This window comes from Acutalibacter caecimuris (assembly GCF_034335085.1).
Classification (GTDB): Bacteria; Bacillota; Clostridia; order Oscillospirales; family Acutalibacteraceae; genus Acutalibacter; species Acutalibacter caecimuris.
In genome coordinates this window covers 64,266-81,885 of sequence record NZ_JAWXXJ010000008.1, presented here as the reverse complement: position 1 = coordinate 81,885, position 17,620 = coordinate 64,266, and the positions used below count along the sequence as shown (strand labels likewise).

14 protein-coding genes are annotated in these 17,620 nt (G+C 64.3%); 12 read left to right on the top strand and 2 right to left on the bottom strand.

Annotation, left to right across the window (positions count from 1 at the left end; translation table 11 throughout):
* Nucleotides 1-2: 2 nt before the first annotated feature.
* From U8U01_RS06285 to U8U01_RS06255, 7 genes are all read left to right on the top strand, one after another.
* Nucleotides 3-479 (top strand): NUDIX hydrolase, encoded by a 477-nt coding sequence (locus tag U8U01_RS06285; RefSeq protein ID WP_322172628.1) that lies wholly within the window; start codon nt 3-5, stop codon nt 477-479.
* A gap of 18 nt (nt 480-497) precedes the next feature.
* Complete coding sequence (locus U8U01_RS06280) at nt 498-992, top strand: Lrp/AsnC family transcriptional regulator (RefSeq protein WP_496196407.1); 495 nt, start codon at nt 498-500, stop codon at nt 990-992.
* The gene (locus U8U01_RS06275) at nt 988-2,154 is read left to right on the top strand and encodes an aminotransferase class I/II-fold pyridoxal phosphate-dependent enzyme (RefSeq protein ID WP_322172725.1); all 1,167 of its coding nucleotides are present in this window, start codon (nt 988-990) and stop codon (nt 2,152-2,154) included. The genes U8U01_RS06280 and U8U01_RS06275 overlap by 5 nt, the downstream gene beginning before the upstream one ends.
* 539 nt (nt 2,155-2,693) lie before the next feature.
* Nucleotides 2,694-3,542, top strand: a complete 849-nt coding sequence (gene ispE, locus U8U01_RS06270; protein WP_322172723.1) for a 4-(cytidine 5'-diphospho)-2-C-methyl-D-erythritol kinase — start codon at nt 2,694-2,696, stop codon at nt 3,540-3,542.
* A 96-nt stretch (nt 3,543-3,638) separates the two neighbouring features.
* Nucleotides 3,639-4,262, top strand: a complete 624-nt coding sequence (gene spoIIR / locus U8U01_RS06265; protein WP_322172626.1) for a stage II sporulation protein R — start codon at nt 3,639-3,641, stop codon at nt 4,260-4,262.
* 42 nt (nt 4,263-4,304) lie between these two features.
* Complete coding sequence (locus tag U8U01_RS06260; protein ID WP_322172625.1) at nt 4,305-7,619, top strand: PD-(D/E)XK nuclease family protein; 3,315 nt, start codon at nt 4,305-4,307, stop codon at nt 7,617-7,619.
* Nucleotides 7,616-7,819 carry a hypothetical protein gene (locus U8U01_RS06255; RefSeq protein WP_322172623.1) on the top strand — a complete coding sequence of 68 codons (204 nt, stop codon included), beginning with the start codon at nt 7,616-7,618 and terminating at the stop codon, nt 7,817-7,819. Before U8U01_RS06260 ends, U8U01_RS06255 begins: the two co-directional genes overlap by 4 nt.
* 129 nt (nt 7,820-7,948) lie before the next feature.
* Here the strand turns inward: U8U01_RS06255 and U8U01_RS06250 are convergent, their stop codons facing one another.
* The gene (locus tag U8U01_RS06250) at nt 7,949-9,703 is read right to left on the bottom strand and encodes a Na/Pi cotransporter family protein (RefSeq protein WP_322172622.1); all 1,755 of its coding nucleotides are present in this window, start codon (nt 9,701-9,703) and stop codon (nt 7,949-7,951) included.
* Between the two features lie 213 nt (nt 9,704-9,916).
* Here U8U01_RS06250 and ispF point away from each other — a divergent pair, with 213 nt between their 5' ends.
* From ispF to U8U01_RS06235, 3 genes are all read left to right on the top strand, one after another.
* On the top strand, nt 9,917-11,137 hold the full coding sequence (ispF, locus tag U8U01_RS06245) for a 2-C-methyl-D-erythritol 2,4-cyclodiphosphate synthase (protein ID WP_322172621.1): 1,221 nt from the start codon (nt 9,917-9,919) through the stop codon (nt 11,135-11,137).
* A gap of 104 nt (nt 11,138-11,241) precedes the next feature.
* Entirely contained in the window at nt 11,242-12,564 is a 1,323-nt protein-coding gene (locus tag U8U01_RS06240) for an alpha-L-fucosidase (protein ID WP_322172619.1), read from the top strand.
* Nucleotides 12,561-14,858, top strand: coding sequence for a transglutaminase domain-containing protein (locus U8U01_RS06235; RefSeq protein ID WP_322172618.1), 2,298 nt, complete (start codon nt 12,561-12,563; stop codon nt 14,856-14,858). The genes U8U01_RS06240 and U8U01_RS06235 overlap by 4 nt, the downstream gene beginning before the upstream one ends.
* 180 nt (nt 14,859-15,038) lie before the next feature.
* Here the strand turns inward: U8U01_RS06235 and U8U01_RS06230 are convergent, their stop codons facing one another.
* Nucleotides 15,039-15,218 carry a hypothetical protein gene (locus U8U01_RS06230; protein WP_322172616.1) on the bottom strand — a complete coding sequence of 60 codons (180 nt, stop codon included), beginning with the start codon at nt 15,216-15,218 and terminating at the stop codon, nt 15,039-15,041.
* A gap of 313 nt (nt 15,219-15,531) precedes the next feature.
* Between U8U01_RS06230 and U8U01_RS06225 the strand changes: the two genes are divergently transcribed.
* Together U8U01_RS06225 and U8U01_RS06220 are read left to right on the top strand one after the other, a co-directional pair.
* Entirely contained in the window at nt 15,532-16,053 is a 522-nt protein-coding gene (locus tag U8U01_RS06225) for a nitroreductase family protein (RefSeq protein ID WP_322172615.1), read from the top strand.
* Nucleotides 16,054-16,243: 190 nt separating this feature from the next.
* Nucleotides 16,244-17,593 (top strand): ABC transporter substrate-binding protein, encoded by a 1,350-nt coding sequence (locus U8U01_RS06220; RefSeq protein ID WP_322172613.1) that lies wholly within the window; start codon nt 16,244-16,246, stop codon nt 17,591-17,593.
* Nucleotides 17,594-17,620 lie beyond the last annotated feature (27 nt).

Below are 17,620 nucleotides of genomic sequence, written 5' to 3'. Positions count from 1 at the left end.
GCATGGATATTTTGTTTGATACGGAAAAGGGCCGGTTCTCCTACCGGGTGGCAGGGCTGGCTGTGCAGGGCGGCAAGCTGCTGGTGCAGCGGGCTAAAGGCGACGGGGGCCTTGCCATCCCCGGAGGCCATGTGGCCTTTGGCGAAACCGCGGAAGAGGCCCTGCGGCGGGAGTTTCGGGAAGAGTTGGGGCTACAGGCGGAAACCGGCGAATTGGCGGCAGTGGGCGAGGTGTTTTTTAACTGGAACGGCCCCTGCCAGCAGATCGCCCTGTACTACCGGGTAAGTCTGGATGTGGAGCCCTGGGAGGGCCCCCGGTACGGTTTTGACGAAAACGGGCGGGTACGGGATGCGGTAGAGTTCTTGTGGGTACCGGTGGAGGCGGTCCGGCGGGGGGAGTTACTGCTTTACCCGCCGGAGCTTGCCTTGCACTTAACGGGGAAGGGTACGCTGCATTTTGTATCGAACCAACTGGAATAACGGAGAGGAGCGCAACATATGGCAATGGAACAGGTTTTGGAACTTTTGCAGGACAACGCCCAACTGAACCCCAAACAGTTGGCTGTGATGCTGAACGAAAGCGAGGAGGCGGTGGCAAAGGCCATCGCCCGGTATGAGCGGGAGGGCGTCATCCGGGGGTACCAGGCCCTGGTGAACTGGGAGCGCACCGAGAGCCAGAAGGCCTCGGCCCTTATCGAGTTGCGCATTACCCCGAAAAAGGACACGGGCTTTGACGAGATTGCCGGGCGCATTATGAACTTCCCGGAGGTGGAGAGCGTGTATTTGATGTCCGGCGGGTACGACCTGGCCGTAACGGTAACAGGGCGCACCATGCAGGACGTGGCCATGTTTGTGCAAAAGCGGCTGGCCACCATAGACGGGGTGCTGTCTACGGCCACCCACTTTGTGCTGACCAAGTATAAGGACGGCGGCGTGATCTTCCAAAGCGAGTACGAGGAAATCGACGAGAGAGGGAGCAACCTTTGTGATTGAGTATGATAAACTGGTAAATTTCACCGTAAAACAGATCAAACCCTCCGGCATCCGGCGTTTTTTTGACATCGCCACCGAGATGGAGGACGTGATATCCCTCTCGGTAGGCGAGCCGGACTTTTACACCCCCTGGCATATCCGGGAGGCGGGCATTGCCTCGCTGGAAAAGGGGCGCACCCGCTATACCCCCAACCGGGGGTTCATCCAACTGCGGCAGGAGGTGGCCAATTTCCTTGGGCGGCACTATGGGGTGGCGTACGCCCCCGAAAGCCAGGTGCTCATCACCGTGGGCGGCTCCGAGGCCATAGACCTGTGCGTGCGCAGCCTCATCAACCCCGGGGATGAGGTGCTGATACCGGAGCCCAGCTTTGTGTGCTACGTGCCCATCACCCAAATGGCCGGGGGCGTGCCGGTGGTCATTGAAACCACGCCGGAAAACGGCTTTAAGCTGACCGCCCGGCAGTTGGAGGAAAAGATCACCGAAAAAACCAAGCTGCTGATCATGCCCTACCCCAACAACCCCACCGGCGCGGTCATGGGCCGGGCGGAACTGGAGGAGATCGCCAAGGTGGTGGAGCGCCACAACCTGCTGGTGCTTTCCGACGAGATCTACGCCGCCCTTACCTATACCCAAGAGGGGCACGTGACCTTTTCCTCCCTGCCGGGCATGGAGGGGCGCACCGTGGTGGTCAATGGCTTTTCCAAGGCCCATTCCATGACCGGCTGGCGGCTGGGGTATGCCGCCGGGCCCAAAGAGATCATTTCGCTGATGACGAAACTGCACCAGTTCGCCATTATGAGCGCCCCCACCACCAGCCAGTACGCCGCTATAGAGGCCCTGAAAAACGGCGACGAGGACATGGCCTATATGCGTAGCCAGTATGATATGCGCCGCAGGCTGATTGTGGACGGCCTGAACCAGATGGGCCTGAAGTGCTCTGAGCCGGAAGGGGCCTTTTATGTGTTCCCCTCGGTCAAGTCTACCGGCCTTACCTCCGCCGAGTTCTGCGAAAAACTGATCTACGGCAAACGGGTGGCCGTGGTGCCCGGCGATGCCTTCGGCCAAAGCGGCCAGGGCTTTGTGCGTATCTCTTACTGCTATTCGGTCAAACATATCACCGAGGCACTGGAACGCATCCAGGCTTTTTTGCAGGAACTGTAGGCGGCCAAGGCCAAGCCCAAGGCCAAGCCCAAGGCCGTGGGGACGCTGTCCCCACACCCCTGCCAAAGGAGCAAAGCCCCTTTGGAATCCCCTCTCCGCGCACCTGTGGGGATGTAGCCTGGCCTGCCTTTCCCGCGAGGAGCGCAGGCGGTGTACCGGATTTTTTCGTTTTTATTGTGTTGCGGAATGGTGATCGCCAAAAAATAAGAAAAAAGAAGATAGTAAAAATCAGCCTGATTGCGCGGGCATAAGCCCCCAATAACAGCGCCCGAAAGCGCGGCCCCAAAAGTTTTTGAAGAGTGCAGGGAAACTTTTTTCAAAAAGTTTCCCTGCCCGCCGGAGGCGGCCTTAGGCAAAAAGAAAGCAATAAAAATCAGCCTGATTACGCGGGCATAAGCCCCCGATAACAGCGCCCGAAAGCGCGGCCCCAAAAGTTTTTGAAGAGTGCAGGGAAACATTTTTCAAAAAGTTTCCCTGCCCGCCGGAGGCGGCCTTAGGCAAAAGCCCAACCGGCGGCAAGAGGAAGGGAGTTGAGGAAGATGAAGGTAAAGGCATTTGGAAAGATCAACCTGACGCTGGACGTTGTGGGAAGGCGGGAGGACGGGTACCATTTGCTGGACACGGTGATGCAGACGGTATCCATATGGGACGAGTTGGAGATCATGCCGGGGAAGGAGAAGGGCATCTGCCTGGAGTGCAACCGGGAGAGCCTGCCCCTGGACAGCAAGAACACGGTATACCGGGCGGTCAAGTTCTTTTTGGCAGATCGTGGCCTGCACCGGGAGGACCTGTATGTATACATCCACAAATTCATCCCCACCCGGTCGGGCATGGGCGGCGGCAGCGCAGACGCGGCCGCAGTATTGCGCGGCCTGAACGAGATGTATCAGGCGGGGCTGAGCGAAGAGCAGTTGATGGCCATAGGGGCGCGGGTAGGGGCCGATGTGCCCTTTTGCGTAGCGGGCGGGGCCGCCCGCTGTACGGGCACGGGCACCGAGGTATCCCCCGCGCCCATGATGCCGGATTGCTGGCTGGCCATTTGCAAGCCCCCCGCGGGTATGAGCACCCCGCGGGCCTACGCGCTGCTGGACCAGTACCCCCTTTCCAGCACCCAGGCCACCCCCCGGATGATGGACGCCCTGAACGCGGGCAACCTGCGCCGGGTAGCCAAGGGCCTGGCCAACCGGTTTGACGAAACCATCCGCATGGGGCAGGTGCGCAGCGTAAAGCGGGCCATGCTGGAAAACGGCGCCCTGGGCGCCATGATGACCGGCAGCGGCTCCGGGGTATACGGTATTTTTGAAACCGAACAGCAGGCGCGGGCCGCCATGCGTAAAATGGAGCACCTGGGGAAGGTGTTCCTGGTACGCCCCTGCAAAGGGGTCTAAAGCCTGCCCAAGGCCCCTGAAAATCCGCCGGCCCTGTATAAGCGGGGGGCGGGCGTCCCATACTTTTCCCAAATACTGGAAAAGGCGGGACGGAAAATGAAAAATTGGGCAAAACGGATGATGCCTCTGGCGGCTGCCTGCGGGCTGGTACTGGCGGCCTGTGTAGGCTGGCTGCGGGCCGCGGCGGCTACAGAGCTGCTGCCGGAGAACATACTGCGCCTGCACGTGGTGGCCAACTCGGACAGCCGGGAGGACCAGGCCCTCAAGCTACAGGTACGGGACGCGGTACTGGAAGAAGCCGGCCGCTGGTGCCGGGGGGCGGGCAGCCTGGAAGAGGCCAACGCCCTGGTGTGCGTACATCTGGAAGGGATCAGGCAGGCAGCAGAGGAAACCGTACGGGCCCGGGGTGCCGGGCAGCCGGTGCGGGTACAGGTAACGGAGATGTTCTTCCCCACCCGCGCCTACGAAGGGTTTACCCTGCCGGCCGGGCGCTACCGGGCCCTGCGGGTCACGCTGGGGGAGGGTGCCGGGCGCAACTGGTGGTGCGTGGTGTTCCCGGCGCTGTGCCTGCCCGCCGCGGGCGAGGGTGCCGGCGGCGACATTCTGGCAGCCCTGCCGGAAAGCCAGCGGGCGCTGGTAGAGGAGCCGGGGCGCTACCGGGTGGAGTTGAAAGTGACGGAGTTATACGAACGGCTGAAGGAGTGGCTGCGGGGCACGTAACCGGGGCCGCTTGGGGCCGGTTTTTTGTAAGGGGAGGCGCGTATGCTGCAATTTGTTTTGGGCCGGGCGGGCAGCGGCAAAACCGAATACCTGCGCCGGGCGCTGGCGGCTAAAGCCCTGGCCGGCGATACCCGCTGCATGATGCTGGTGCCTGAGCAGTACAGCTTTGAAACGGAAAAGGCCATGCTCCGGCTGGCCGGGCCCCAGCGGGCCAACGCCATCAGCATTGTCAGCTTTACCCGGCTGGCGGAGATGGTGTTCCGCCGGGAGGGGGGCGCGGCGGGGCGCAGGCTCAGCGACGGGGGGCGGCGGATCCTGATGTCCTCCGCCATCGCGGCCTGTGAGGACGGGCTGTCCGTTTACCGCAGCGCCGCACGCGCCGGGCGCCTGACCGACCTGATGCTTACCGCGGTGGACGAGTTGAAAATGTGCGGCATCGCCCCCACGGGCCTTGGGGAGGCCGCCGGCCTGCTGGAGGACCGGGGCCTGGCCCAAAAGCTGCGGGAGGTAGGGGCCGTCTACGCCGCTTACGAGGCGCTGGTGGCGGCCTCCTATCTGGACGCCCGGGACGACCTGACCCGGCTGTGGGAGGCCCTGCGGGGCGCCAACCTGTTTGCGGGCTATACCCTGGCGGTGGATTCCTTTGAGGGCTTTACCGTGCAGGAGCAGCAGGTGCTGGGGGAGCTGCTGTGCCAGGCGGACCAGGTGCTGGTGGGCCTGTGCACAGACGGCCTGCCCGACAACGGGTCGGGGCTGTTCGCGCTGGTAAACCGCACCCGGCGGCGGCTGACGGCCCTGGCGGAAAAACAGGGGGTACAGGTGCAGCCCCCGGTGCTGCTGGCCGGCGCGCCCCGGTTTGAAAACGAGAACCTGAAACTGCTGGAGGCCCAGCTTTTCTGCCGGGAGGAGTCGTTGGTGTCGCCGGACGCAGAGGGGGTCACCCTGTTCCGGGCCAGGGATGTATACGAGGAGGCGGAGTTCGTGGCGGCCTCCATCCGCCGGCTGGTGATGGAAGGTATGCGCTACCGGGAGATATCCGTTATCTGCCGCAAGCCGGAGCAGTACTTCGGCAGCCTGGACGTGTCCCTGAAAAAGCGGGAGATCCCCTGCTTTATGTCCCAGCCGGTGCGGGTGGACGCGGAGCCGGTGTGCAGGTTCGTGCTGGGCGCCTTTGAGGCGGTGCAGGAGGGCTTTGACACCGACGGGCTCATGGAACTGCTAAAAACCGGGGTTTCCGGCTTTACCGCAGAGGAGATATCCGGGCTGGAGAACTATGCCTTTTTGTGGCGGATGCGGGGCCGGGACTGGCAGCAGCCCCTGGTGCGGCATCCACGGGGCTTTGGGCGGGAGATGACGGAGGAGGACCGGGCGCGGCTGGAAGAGTTGGAGGGGCTGCGGTGCCGGCTGGTGCAGCCTCTGGAGCGTTTTGCGGCGGCCACGGCAGACTGTTCCGGCGCGCAGCTCAGCCAGGCGGCATACCAGTTGCTTATGGACTTTGAACTGGAAGAGAGCCTGCCCGCCTACTGCCGCCAGTTGGAACTGGCCGGGGAGGACGCCCTTGCCGCCCGCCAGATGCGGGTGTGGGACCTGCTGATGGAAACCCTGGACCAGATGCACAGCATCCTGGGGGACCGCAAAACCCCGCGGGAGCGCTTTTACCGCCTGCTCCGGGAGGTAATGGCCGGGGAGGACGTGTCGGAGATCCCCCAAACCGTGGACCAGGTGCTGTTCGGCACGGCAGAGCAGGTGCGGCAAACGTCCCCCCAGGTGGTTTTCCTCATGGGCGTCACCCAGGGGGACCTGCCCCTGGCCCCCCAATCCACCGGGGTGTTTTCCGACGCGGAACGGCGGGCGCTGATCGAACTGGACCTGCCCTTGGGGGACCCCCTGGAGCAAAAGGCCATGGAGGAGCGGTACCTGGCCTACTCGGTGGCCTGCCTGGCCAGCCGGGCCCTGTACATAAGCTGGCCGGGCACGGCGGGCGGCGAGGACAAGGAACCCAGCGAGCTGGTGGCGGAGGTGCAGGGGGTATTCCCCGGCCTGACGCTCCTGGGGGAACTGCCGGAGGCCCTGCTCTCCAACGCCCAGGAGGCGGCGTTCTCCCGCATGGCGGCCCGCTGGCAGGAGGACAGCCCCCAGGCCGCGGCCCTGCGGCTTTTTGTCCGGGAGGCCCCGGACTACGCCGGCCGGCTGGCCGCCCTGGAGCGGGCCGCCGGCGGGCGCCCCCAGCGCCTAAAGGAGCCGGAAATGATAAAAAGCGCCTACGGCCAGGGGCTGTGGCTGTCCCCCACCCAGGTGGAAACCTTCTACAGTTGCCCCTTTAAGTACTTCTGCCGGTACGGGCTCAACGCCCGGGAGCACCTGCCGGCCCAGGTGGACGTGATGCAGTATGGCACGCTGATGCACTACCTGTTCGAGCAGGTATTCCGCGTCGACCCGGCAGAACGGGCCCGCTGGAGCCCCCAGGAGTTGGAGGCCCTGGTGCGGGGGATGGTAACCCAATACGCCGCGGAAAACATGGGCGGCCTGGAACTGCTGGACGGGCGCCAGCGCTACCGGCTGGACCGGATGGCGCAATCGGCCTGCAAGCTGATCGCCCATGTGGAGGAGGAGTTGGCCCAAAGCCGCTTTGTGCCCCAGCATATGGAATGGCGGCTGGGGATAGACGCGCCCCCCCTGCGGGTAGAAACCGGCAGCGGCACGGTGGTAACGGTGGGGGGCACCATCGACCGGGTGGACGTATACCGCAGCCCGGACGGGAAAGGCTATGTGCGGGTCATCGACTACAAGACCGGCAATAAGGCGTTCCGGCTGGCAGACGTGCTGCATGGGCTGAATATGCAGATGCTGGTGTACCTGGCCGCCCTTTGCCAGCAGGAGGACTGGGCGCCGGCAGGGATCCTCTATATGCCGGCGGTAGACCCCAGCGTCAGCGTAGAGCGGGGCGCGGACCCGGAAGAGGTCAAAAAGGCCGGGGACAGGCTGCTGCGTATGAGCGGCCTGGTGCTGGACGACGGGGAGGTCATCCAGGCTATGGAGGCCGGGGCAAAAGGGCGGTTCATCCCCGTTACCCTGAAGAAGGACGGCCAGCCGGACGCCAAAAGCCCGGTGCTGGGGGCCGGGGCGCTGGAACAGGTGCTGGCCTACTCCAAGCGGCTGATCGCCTCCATGGGGCGGGAGCTGGAAAACGGGCAAGCGGCGGCAAGGCCCAACCTGGCCAACAAGCCCGCCTGCCGGTATTGCCCCTACGGGGCTGTGTGCGGCCAGGAGTACGGCGAGCGGGACGCCCAGGCCGACCATACCGGCCTCAAAGAGGCCATGGGAGAGATAGAAAAGCGATTGGAGGAAAGCCTATGAGCAAAAAGGCAGGCAAAGCCGCCGGCAGAAGGGGAAAGCCCGGCACCGGGGCCAAGTTGGCGCTGGCCATTGTAACCTGCATCAACCTGGCCCTAACGCTGGCCCTGTCCGTCCGGCGGCGCCAGGACGTACTGCGGGCCGTCAGCCAGGACGGCCGGGTACAGCTACTGCTGGAAAAGCCCCGGCACGAAGGGCCGTAGGCCCTCCCGGCAAGCGTCAAAAAAAGGCCGCCCACCCGGCTTGGGGGGCTGCCTTTTTTGTGTTTCTTTTTCTTCTTCCGCCCTGCCACGGAGAAAGGCCCGGCAGGGCAATCAGGCAAACCAGGCGGCCTACTCCGGCAGTTGGTAGCAGTGGGAGTACTCCTCGTAAGCGCGGGTAAAGGCCGGGCTGCCGGAGCTTTTCAACGCGTTGAGATAGCCGTGGGCGTCCATAGCGGAGGACTCCTGGATCTGGATCACCGCCACGGCAATGTTCGAGCAGTGGTCGGAAACGCGCTCGTAGTTGGTCAGCAGGTCGGTTAGCACAAAACCCAACTCAATGGTGCAGCGGCCCTCCTGCAAGCGGCGGATGTGCCGGGCCTTCAGTTCGGTTTTCAGGCCGTCCACCACCTGCTCCAGGGGCTCCACCTTGGCGGCCATGGCGGTGTCCTCGTGCTCAAAAGAGTCCACCGTCAGGTTGAGGATATCGATAATGGCGTGGGTGATGATCCCCAGTTCGGCCTGGGCCTTGTCGGAAAAGCGCAACTGCTTGTCGTGGATCTCCTGCGCCACCCGCTGTATGTTCACCGCGTGGTCCCCAATGCGCTCAAAATCCCCAATGGCGTGAAGCAGCTCGGCCACCTGGCTGCTGTCGGCCTGCGAAAGGTCCTTGCTGCTCAGTTTCACCAGGAAGGTGCCCAGGGTGTCCTCATACAGGTCAATTTCCGCCTCCTGCTCGGTAATGGCGGCGGCGGCTTTGCCGTCGTACTCCTGGGTGATCTGGATGGCGTTGAGCATGGAGTTGCGGGCCGTCCGGGCCATGCGCACGGCCAGGGCCCTGGCCTCGGCGATGGCAAAGGAGGGGGAGAGCATCAGGCGCTCGTCCAGCAGGGCTTCTTCGGTGTTGGCGTCCCGTATGGTCAGCTTGGCCAGCTTTTCCAGTTGTTTCGAGAAAGGCAGCAGCACAAAGGTGTTGATAATGTTAAACAGGGTATGTACAACGGCAATGCCCAGCGCGCCGATAGGCGCGTCCACAAAGTCAAAGTGGAATATAGCGTCCAGCCCGTAGAAAACAGAGAGGCAGATCACCGTGCCGATGACCTTAAAGTATACGCTGACCGCCACCACCCGCTTGGCGTTCTTGTTGGCGCCAATGGCAGAGAGCAGGCCGGTCACGCAGGTGCCGATATTGGCGCCGGTGATAATGGGGAAGGCCATGCCCATGGTGATGCTTCCCGTCATGGCAAGGGACTGGAGGATGCCCACCGAGGCCGCGCTGCTCTGGATAATGCCCGTAAACACCGTGCCGATCAACACGCCCAGGATGGGGTTCTGAAACATGACCAGCAGGTCGTGGAAGGCGGGGGTTTCTGCCAGGGGGCTTACGGCCTGGCTCATAAAGGTCATGCCGGTCATCAGCACGGCAAAGCCGATGAGCACATGGCCCGCGTCCTTTTTGCGGCCGTCCTTGCCGGCCATGGTCATCACCACCCCGGCAAGGGCCAGCAGGGGGGAGAAGGACTCCGGCTTTAGCATCTGCAACCAGAAACTGTCAGACTGGATGCCCGTAGCGGAGAGGATCCAGGCCGTCAGGGTGGTGCCCATGCTGGAGCCCATGATGACCCCCACCGTCTGGCTCAGCTCCATAATGCCGGAGTTCACCAGGCCCACCAGCATCACCGTCATGGCGGAGGAGGACTGGATGGCAATGGTGATCACCGCCCCCAGGGCCAGCCCCTTAAAAGGGTTGGAGGTCATGGAGCGCAAAACCGACTCCAGCTTGCCGCCGACCATTTTTTCCAGGCCGGCAGAAAGGACGTTCATGCCATATAAAAAGAAGGCAAGCCCGCCCAGCAGGGTAAAAATCGAGAAGATGTCCATTTTCATTCCTCACTGTTTTCCTTTTTTAGGCCGGCAGCCCTGCCCGGCCCACAGGGCAGCGCCGCCCTGGTCCTCATTCCCACCCATGATAGCATACCAGACGCCCGCAAATCAATGGGTTTTGAAAAAATCAGGAGAAATATCCGGGAAAAATCAAAATCCGGTGGAAAATTTTTTCTTTATGTGCTACTATGTTGTTGACCGAAAGGAGGCTCCATCATGAATGAACGGTTCGGCGCGGTACTGGCCGCGGGCGGGGGCGGTACCCGCATGGGCAAGGGGCGCCCCAAGGTGCTGCGCCCCATTGGCGGGGTGCCGGTTTTGGCCTGGTCCCTGGCGGCCCTGCTGGCCTGCCCCTATGTAGAGGAAACCTGCGTGGTGTGCCGGGAGGGGGAGATGGACGAGATCGCCCGGCTGGCGGCCCGGGTCGCGGCCAAAACCGGCGGGGGCAAGCCCGTCACCTTTGCCCTGGCAGGGGAGGACCGGCAGTCCTCGGTGTACAACGGGGCCATGGCCCTGCAAGGCCGGGGTGATTACCTGCTCATCCACGACGGGGCCCGGCCCTTTGCCGGGGGGGAGCTGTTGGGGGCCGTATGCCGGGATGCCCTGGCCTATGGCGCGGCCACGGCGGCGGTGCCCAGCAAAGACACCTGCAAGCTGTCCGACGGACAGGGCTTTGTGGCCGGCACCCCGCCACGGGAGCACCTGATGGCAGTGCAGACCCCCCAGGCTTTCCGGCGGGAGTTGTACCTGTACGCGGTAGAAAAGGCCCGGCAGCGGGGCCAAAGCTATACCGACGATTGCCAGTTGGTAGAGGCCGCCGGGTGCCGGGTACGGCTGACGCCGGGGGACTATCAGAATTTCAAGATCACCACGCCGGAGGATCTCCTTCTGGCGCAGGCTATGGCAGCGGAAAGGAGCGGTGCCGGTATGGAGGGACAAGGCGGGCTGCCGGGCGCAGGCGGCATACGGGTCGGCAGCGGGTACGACGTGCACCGGCTGGCAGAGGGCCGGGCGCTGGTTTTGGGCGGGGTGGAAATCCCCTTTGAAAAGGGCCTGCTGGGCCACTCGGACGCGGACGTGCTGGCCCATGCCATGGCGGACGCCCTGTTGGGCGCGGCGGCGCTGGGGGATATCGGCCACCTGTTCCCGGACAGCGACCCCCGGTATAAGGGGGCGGACAGCCTCAAGCTGCTGGGGGAGGTGTGCGCCCGGGTGCGGGCGGCGGGGTATGCCGTGGGCAATATCGATGCCACGGTCATGGCCCAGCGCCCCAAGCTGGCCCCCCATATCCCGGCCATGCGGGAGAACCTGGCCCTGGCCTGCGGCATCAGCCCCGCCCAGGTAAGCGTAAAGGCCACCACCGAGGAGGGCCTGGGCTTTACCGGCCGGGAGGAGGGCATAGCCGCCAGCGCCGTGTGCCTGCTCATACAGGCATAAGCCCCCAAAAACCCCAAAACGAAAGCGCCCCGCCCAAAAAGGCCAGCCCCGGCAGGGCAGACCAAAGCAAACTAACCAAAATTATAACATAACGGAGGCACAGTATGTACCAATTCAATCAGGCAGAATACGAAAAACGCATGGAATGGTTCCGGGAGGCCCGTTTCGGTATGTTTATCCACTGGGGGATCTATGCCATCCCGGCCCGGGGCGAGTGGGTGCGCAGCACCGAGCAAATGCCCGAAGAAGAGTACCTGCCCTTTTTTAACGAGTTCAACCCGGTAGATTATGACCCCAAACAGTGGGCCAAAGCCGCCAAAGCCGCGGGTATGCGGTACGCCGTGCTCACCGCCAAGCACCATGACGGTTTCTGCCTGTTTGACAGCGCCCTCACAGACTTCAAGTCCACCAACACAAAATGCGGCCGGGACCTGGTGCGGGAGTACCTGGACGCCTTCCGGGCCGAGGGGCTGAAGGTAGGGCTCTACTACTCCCTGCTGGACTGGCACCACCCGGACTACCCCCATTTTGAGGACCAGTACCACCCGGACCGGGCCCGCCCGGCGTGCGGCAACGAGGGCCGGGACTTCGGCCGGTACCTGGACTACCTCCACGGCCAGGTGCGGGAACTCTGCACCAATTACGGCAAGCTGGACGTGCTCTGGTTCGACTTCTCCTACGGCGAGGGGGAAAAGGCCATGCGCGGCGAAGCCTGGCGGGCTCATGAGCTGGTGACCATGGTGCGGCAGTTGCAGCCGGGCATCATCATCGACAACCGGCTGGAGGTCAGCGGCGAAGGTTTCGGCTCCATGTGGGAGGGCAACCCCAAGCCCTGGCACGGGGACTTCGTCAGCCCCGAACAGATCATCCCCCCCAACGGCCTACAGGACAAAAACGGCGGCGACCTCTGCTGGGAGGCCTGCGTCACCATGAACAACAACTGGGGCTACTGCGCCCTGGACCGGTTCTTCAAGCCCGCCCCCATGCTCATCAAAAAACTGGTGGAGTGCGTAAGCAAAGGGGGCAACCTGCTGCTGAACGTGGGCCCCGACGCCCAGGGGAACATCCCGGCGGAGTCCCTGGCCATTTTAGAGGGCATCGGCCGGTGGATGGAGAAAAACAGCGAGAGCATCTACGGCTGCGGCAAGGCCGGTATGGCCAAGCCCGATACAGGCCGCATCACCCGCAAGGGCAATACCCTGTACTACCACCTGTTCGAAAACACCATCGGTTGCGCCCCCCTCCAGGGCCTGGAAAAAGGCCAGGTGAAATCCGTGCGCTGGCTGGCCAGCGGGGCGGAAGTGCACTTGGCCCAGGGCTGGGTGTATGACAACTACCCGGACGTGGTCTTTGCCGACCTGGGCCCCGACCCGGTGCTGCCGGACCCGATAGACACGGTGCTGAAGGTGGAGCTGGCGGAGAAATGAGTATATTTACCGATGCATTACAGGCTTTCGCCCAGGCCGCCTGGCAGGGCCGGCAGGCGCTGGTAGACAGCCGGCTGCCGGCCTACCGGCAGGCTTGGCAAGACCTTACAGGGGATGTCCGGGTGGCGTTCGAGTATATCGCCGGCACCCTGCCCCTGACGGATCTGGGGGACTACCCCCCGGCGCTGTTCGTGGAAACAGCCCGACAGGCGCTGGCGGCGCGGGAGGCGTTCCCCTGGTGCCGGGCCCTGCCGGAACATCTCTTCCTGCGGGAGGTAGCCTGCCCACGGGTAAACACCGAGGAACTCTCCCCCTGCCGGGAACCGTTCCGCCGGGCCCTGGCCCCCCTGCTACAGGGCCTGTGCCTGGCCGATGCCGTACAGGCGGTCAACCGCTGGTGCGCCGGGCAGGTCTGCTACCGCTCCACCGACGGCCGCACCGCCTCGGCGCTGGACATCTACCGCCGGGGCTGGGGCCGCTGCGGCGAGGAGTCGGTGTTCGCCGTAAACGCCCTGCGCAGCGTAGGCATAGCCGCCCGGCAGGTCTATGCCCCCCGCTGGTCCCACTGCGACGACAACCATGCCTGGGTCGAGGTTTTCGACGGCACAGGCTGGCGGTACCTGGGCGCCTGCGAGCCGGAGCCCAGGTTGGATATGGGCTGGTTCACCCCGGCGGCGGGCCGGGCCATGCTCTGCCATGTCAAAGCCTTTGTGGGCGATGGGGAGGGCTGGCAGGCCCTGTTCCCCGGCGTAGGCAGCCTGGACCTGGACCGCCGGGAGGGTGTCGCCTATGAGAGCGTCACCGCCCGGTACGCCCCGGTGCAGCCCTTCACCGTTACGGTGCAGGGTGCCGGGGGCCCGGTGTGCGGGGCAAAAGTCACCCTGCACATCCTCAACGAGGGGGGCCTTTGCCCCATCGCCGGGCGGGTGACGGACAGCCGGGGCCAGGCCGCCCTAAACCTGGGCCTGGGCAGCCTGTGGGTCACGGCCCAAAAAGGCCCCCTGCTGGCCGAGGCCCTGGTGAACACCGCCGAAACCCATACCCTAAAGCTGGCCCTGTCCGAGGGGCAGGCCCCTACCGGCCAGGCCGGGCCGGTGGAGTTTGACTTCTTCGCCCCCCAGGCCGGCAGCGCCCAGAACCCGCCTCTGTCCCCGGCAGAAAAGCAGGAGCGGCGGCAGGTGCTGGCCCAGGCAAAGGCCGGCCGGGAGGCCCGGCCTGTCCCGGCCCCCCAGGTAGCCCCGGCCCACCGCCCCTTTGCCGCCATGCTCACGGAAAAGGACCGGGCCGTGCCCCTTGCCCCCGCGGTGTTGGAGGAAAGCCTTCTGGCCGCGGGGCAGGCCCCGGCAGGCAGCGGCCCTGCCCTGCTCTCCCCACGGGTGGGGCTGGAGCCCCTGGCCCCCTGGCGTACCCTGCTGCAAGGAGCCCTGCCGACAGCGCCTCCCCAACTTTGGGCCTGGCTCAGCCGGGAAACCGCCCCCACAGGCAGCTTTGGCGAGCTGCCACAAACCCCGGCAGGGGCCTGGCGGCTGGGCCGGGCCAGCGGGCTGGGGTTGCCGGTGCTGTTCTGCGCCCTGTGCCGGGCCAACGGCGTCCCCGCCCGGCTGGGCCCGGACGGCCACCCGGTCTACCAGGCGGGCGGCCGCTTTTGCCGGGCCGACGGGCAGGGCACAGGGGAAGTCACCCTGCAAACGGACAGCCCCGGCGGCTGGCAGCTTATGCGCTTTGCGGACGGCTGGCAGCCCCTGGCGGTGGAGCCCGGCCAACCGGCGCCGCTGCCTCCGGGCCATTACCGGCTGATGGCCGCCGTGCGCCTGCCCAACGGCAACCAGCTTGGCTGGTACAAGGATTTCACCCTGGCCGCCGGGGAAAAGCGGGCCCTAACGCCCACCTTCCGCCCCACCGAGGGCTACCCGGTGCTGCAAGATCTTTCCCTGCCGGAAACAGGCTTTGCCTGGAAAGGCCCTGCCCTGCTTTGCTGGCTTGCGCCGGGGGAAGAGCCCACCGAGCATATCTTGGGCGAGTTAAAAGCAGCCTGGCCCCGCCTGGAGGCCCTGGGCTGCGGGCTGTACCTGGCCGCCAAAGAGCCGGAAAAGCTCAGCTTTGCCCCCCCACACGCCCACCTCTGCCCCTGGGATGAGGACGTGGCCGAGAACATGGCCCGCCGCACCTACCAGGAGCCCGGCGTGCTCCCCCTGGCCGTGCTGGCCGGCCCCCAGGCCAGCGGCCGTTTCGCCTGCGCCGGCTACCGGGTCGGGCTGGGAGATCTGCTCTCCTCTTTGGCCGCTCTTCTCTAGGTGGCTTGCCTCCGGCGGTTTGCCTCCGGCGGCTTAAGAAACTTTTTGTAAAAAGTTTCTTAAGAATCTTCCAAAACTTTCCTGCCGTTTCCGGCCGCTCAATGGGAGCCGGGCCGCCCGCTCGACCGGCAATTATCTACGTTTTTTCATTTTTTCTATTTGATTGCAAGGCCCTTCCCCTTAATAATAACCCCCCCAAAACAATAAAAAAAGAAAAAAGTATTCCTCAAAACGCCAAAAGCGCAGGCCGCAGGCCCCCCATAAAAACTTTCCTGCCGTTTCCGGCCGCTCAATGGGAGCCAGGCCGCCCGCTCGACCGGCAATTATCTGCGTTTTTTCATTTTTTCTATTTGATTGCAAGGCCCTTCCCCTTATAATAAACCCCAAAAACAACAAAAAGAAAAACGTATTCCCCAAAATCACCAAAAGCGCAGGCCGCGGGCCCAAAACCCCTATAATATAGCAACCGTGCCTTTGCGCGACACAAAAGTTTCGTCCACCTTTTCAAAGGTGGCGGGGTGTGGGGCAGAGCCCCACGACCTTAAGCTGGCAGCAGGTGGCGGGGTGTGGGGCAGGGCCCCACGACCTTAAGCTGGCAGCAGGTGGCGGGGTGTGGGGCAGAGCCCCACGGCCTTAGGCTGGCAGCCCGACTAAAAGAAAGGAGAGCACACAAATGGAGAATCAGGTTATACAGGCGCTGCTGACGCGGCGGAGCGTACGGAAATACCAAGACAAGCCGCTGGAGGCGGCGGTGCTGGAAGCGGTGCTACAAGCGGGCACTTACGCGCCCACCGGGCGGGGTATGCAGTCGCCGGTGATTGTGGCGGTAGAGGACCCGGCGGACCGGGCGGCGGTACAGGCGCTAAACTGTCAGGCACGGGGCTTTTCCGGCGACCCCTACTATGGCGCGCCGGCCATTTTGCTGGTGTTCACAGACCCCCAGCGCAACACAGGGGTAGAGGACGCCTCCTGCGTGCTGGCCACCATGATGATAGCCGCCCATGCCCTGGGGGCGGCCAGTTGCTGGATCCACGGGGAGCGGGAGATGTTCGAGCTGCCAGAGGGCAAAGCCCTGCTGGAAAAATGGGGCCTGCCCACCGGCCTGCGGGGGGTAGGCGCCCTGGCCGTGGGCTATGCCGAAGGCCCCCTGCCCGCCGCCAAAGCGCGCAAGGCAGACTACATCAAGCGGGTATAAGCAGGCGGGCGCCGGGCTATGGCAGCCCGGAAAAATGTGAATAAACCATAAATTACAGGCCGCCGGGGAGGATATTGCCCCAAGCGGCTTGTTTTTTCTTGGGAAAAAAGTTATAATAAGAGAAATTGACAAAAAAAGGCCCCCTGCCCGGCCTTACGGGGCAGGCAGAAAGGGGAAAGGCGGCAAAGCTATGGTAAAAAAGCGGCACATACGGGGCGCGGCCCTGTGCCTGGCAGTTATATTGGCCCTCGCCGGCTGCAAGCCGGAGAAAACGGTGATGTACGAAACGGAAACCCTGCCCCAAAACGACGGCCAACCCGCCCGGCTGGTGGTCGAGGTGCCCGCCGGGGTGGAGGGCGCCGGCCCGGTGATGGAGGAGATCGTAGAAAAGTACCGGGCAGACTACCCCCAAACGGAGATCAGCCTACAGCCCCAGGGCAGCGGCGCCCAGCAGCCGGACATCCGGGTGGTCACGGACAGCGGCCTGGGCGATCAGGCCGACGGGCTGCTGGACTTTTCCCTGTATGCCGACGCCTGGTACAACGAAGGCAGCCTGGGCAGCGCCACGGGGCTTGCCATGCGCTACATGGGCCGCCAGGGGATGTACGCGGTGCCGGTGGATGTGCGGCAGGACCTGCTTTTCTACCGCACAGACTGGATCACCGCCCACAATAAAGGCAAACCCTGGGAGGAGCAGGTGAACCTGGAGGCCTGGGACCGGGCCGGGCTCATGCCCCTGCTCATGGGCGAGCAAGGCCGCCTGGCCATCAGCCGGGACAAGGTAAGCCGGCTTTTCAGCGCGGTCATGTGGAGCGTGCTGGGGGTGCATACCGCCTCCGCCCCCTACTATTCCCCCAGTAAGGACGGCCTCAGCGCCACCTCCATCTTCACCGGGGAGAACGCCCCCAGCGCCCTGATAACCTTTGACAGGCTCATGGGCTCCGTGCCCGGGGGCGGCTACGCGGACGAGGCCGGGGCCGTGCAGGCCTTTATCAACGGCGATGCGGGCCTGCTCATCGCCGGCAGCGAGGCGTTGGAAACCATCCGCGCCGCCATGCCCGCCGAAAGCTGGCAGGTGGCGGGCTTGCCGGCAGGCGCCACCACCAAAACGGCCACCGTGCCCTGCCAGTGGGTGGGCTGGGGCGTCAGCCGGCAGACAGCCCAGCCGGAAAAGGCCGTGCACTTCCTGGCCTACCTGACCAACGCGGACAACAACACCCACATGGCCAAGGTGTGCGGCACCTTGCCCATCTACCGAGAGGCCGTTTCCATGGAGCCCACCCTGTTGGAAGGGGCGCGGGCCCCGGAGATGGCCTTGCTGCAAGAGGCCAGCTACCGCTACAGCGGCGTCCCCCGCTGCCTGGAAGGTTTCTGCTGGGAGGAATCCCCCTTTGTCGGGCAGTTGGAAACGTACCTGGCCGGGGGCCTCAGCGGCGAAGAGCTGCTGGCCCAATTGGACGCCCTGTGCATCCGGCAGTTGGACACCCTAAAGCCCGGCTGGCCCCTGCCCTGGCTGGAGGAAGAAGAGGAAGAGGGCTAGAGCCGGTTTTCAAACAGACTCTAACCC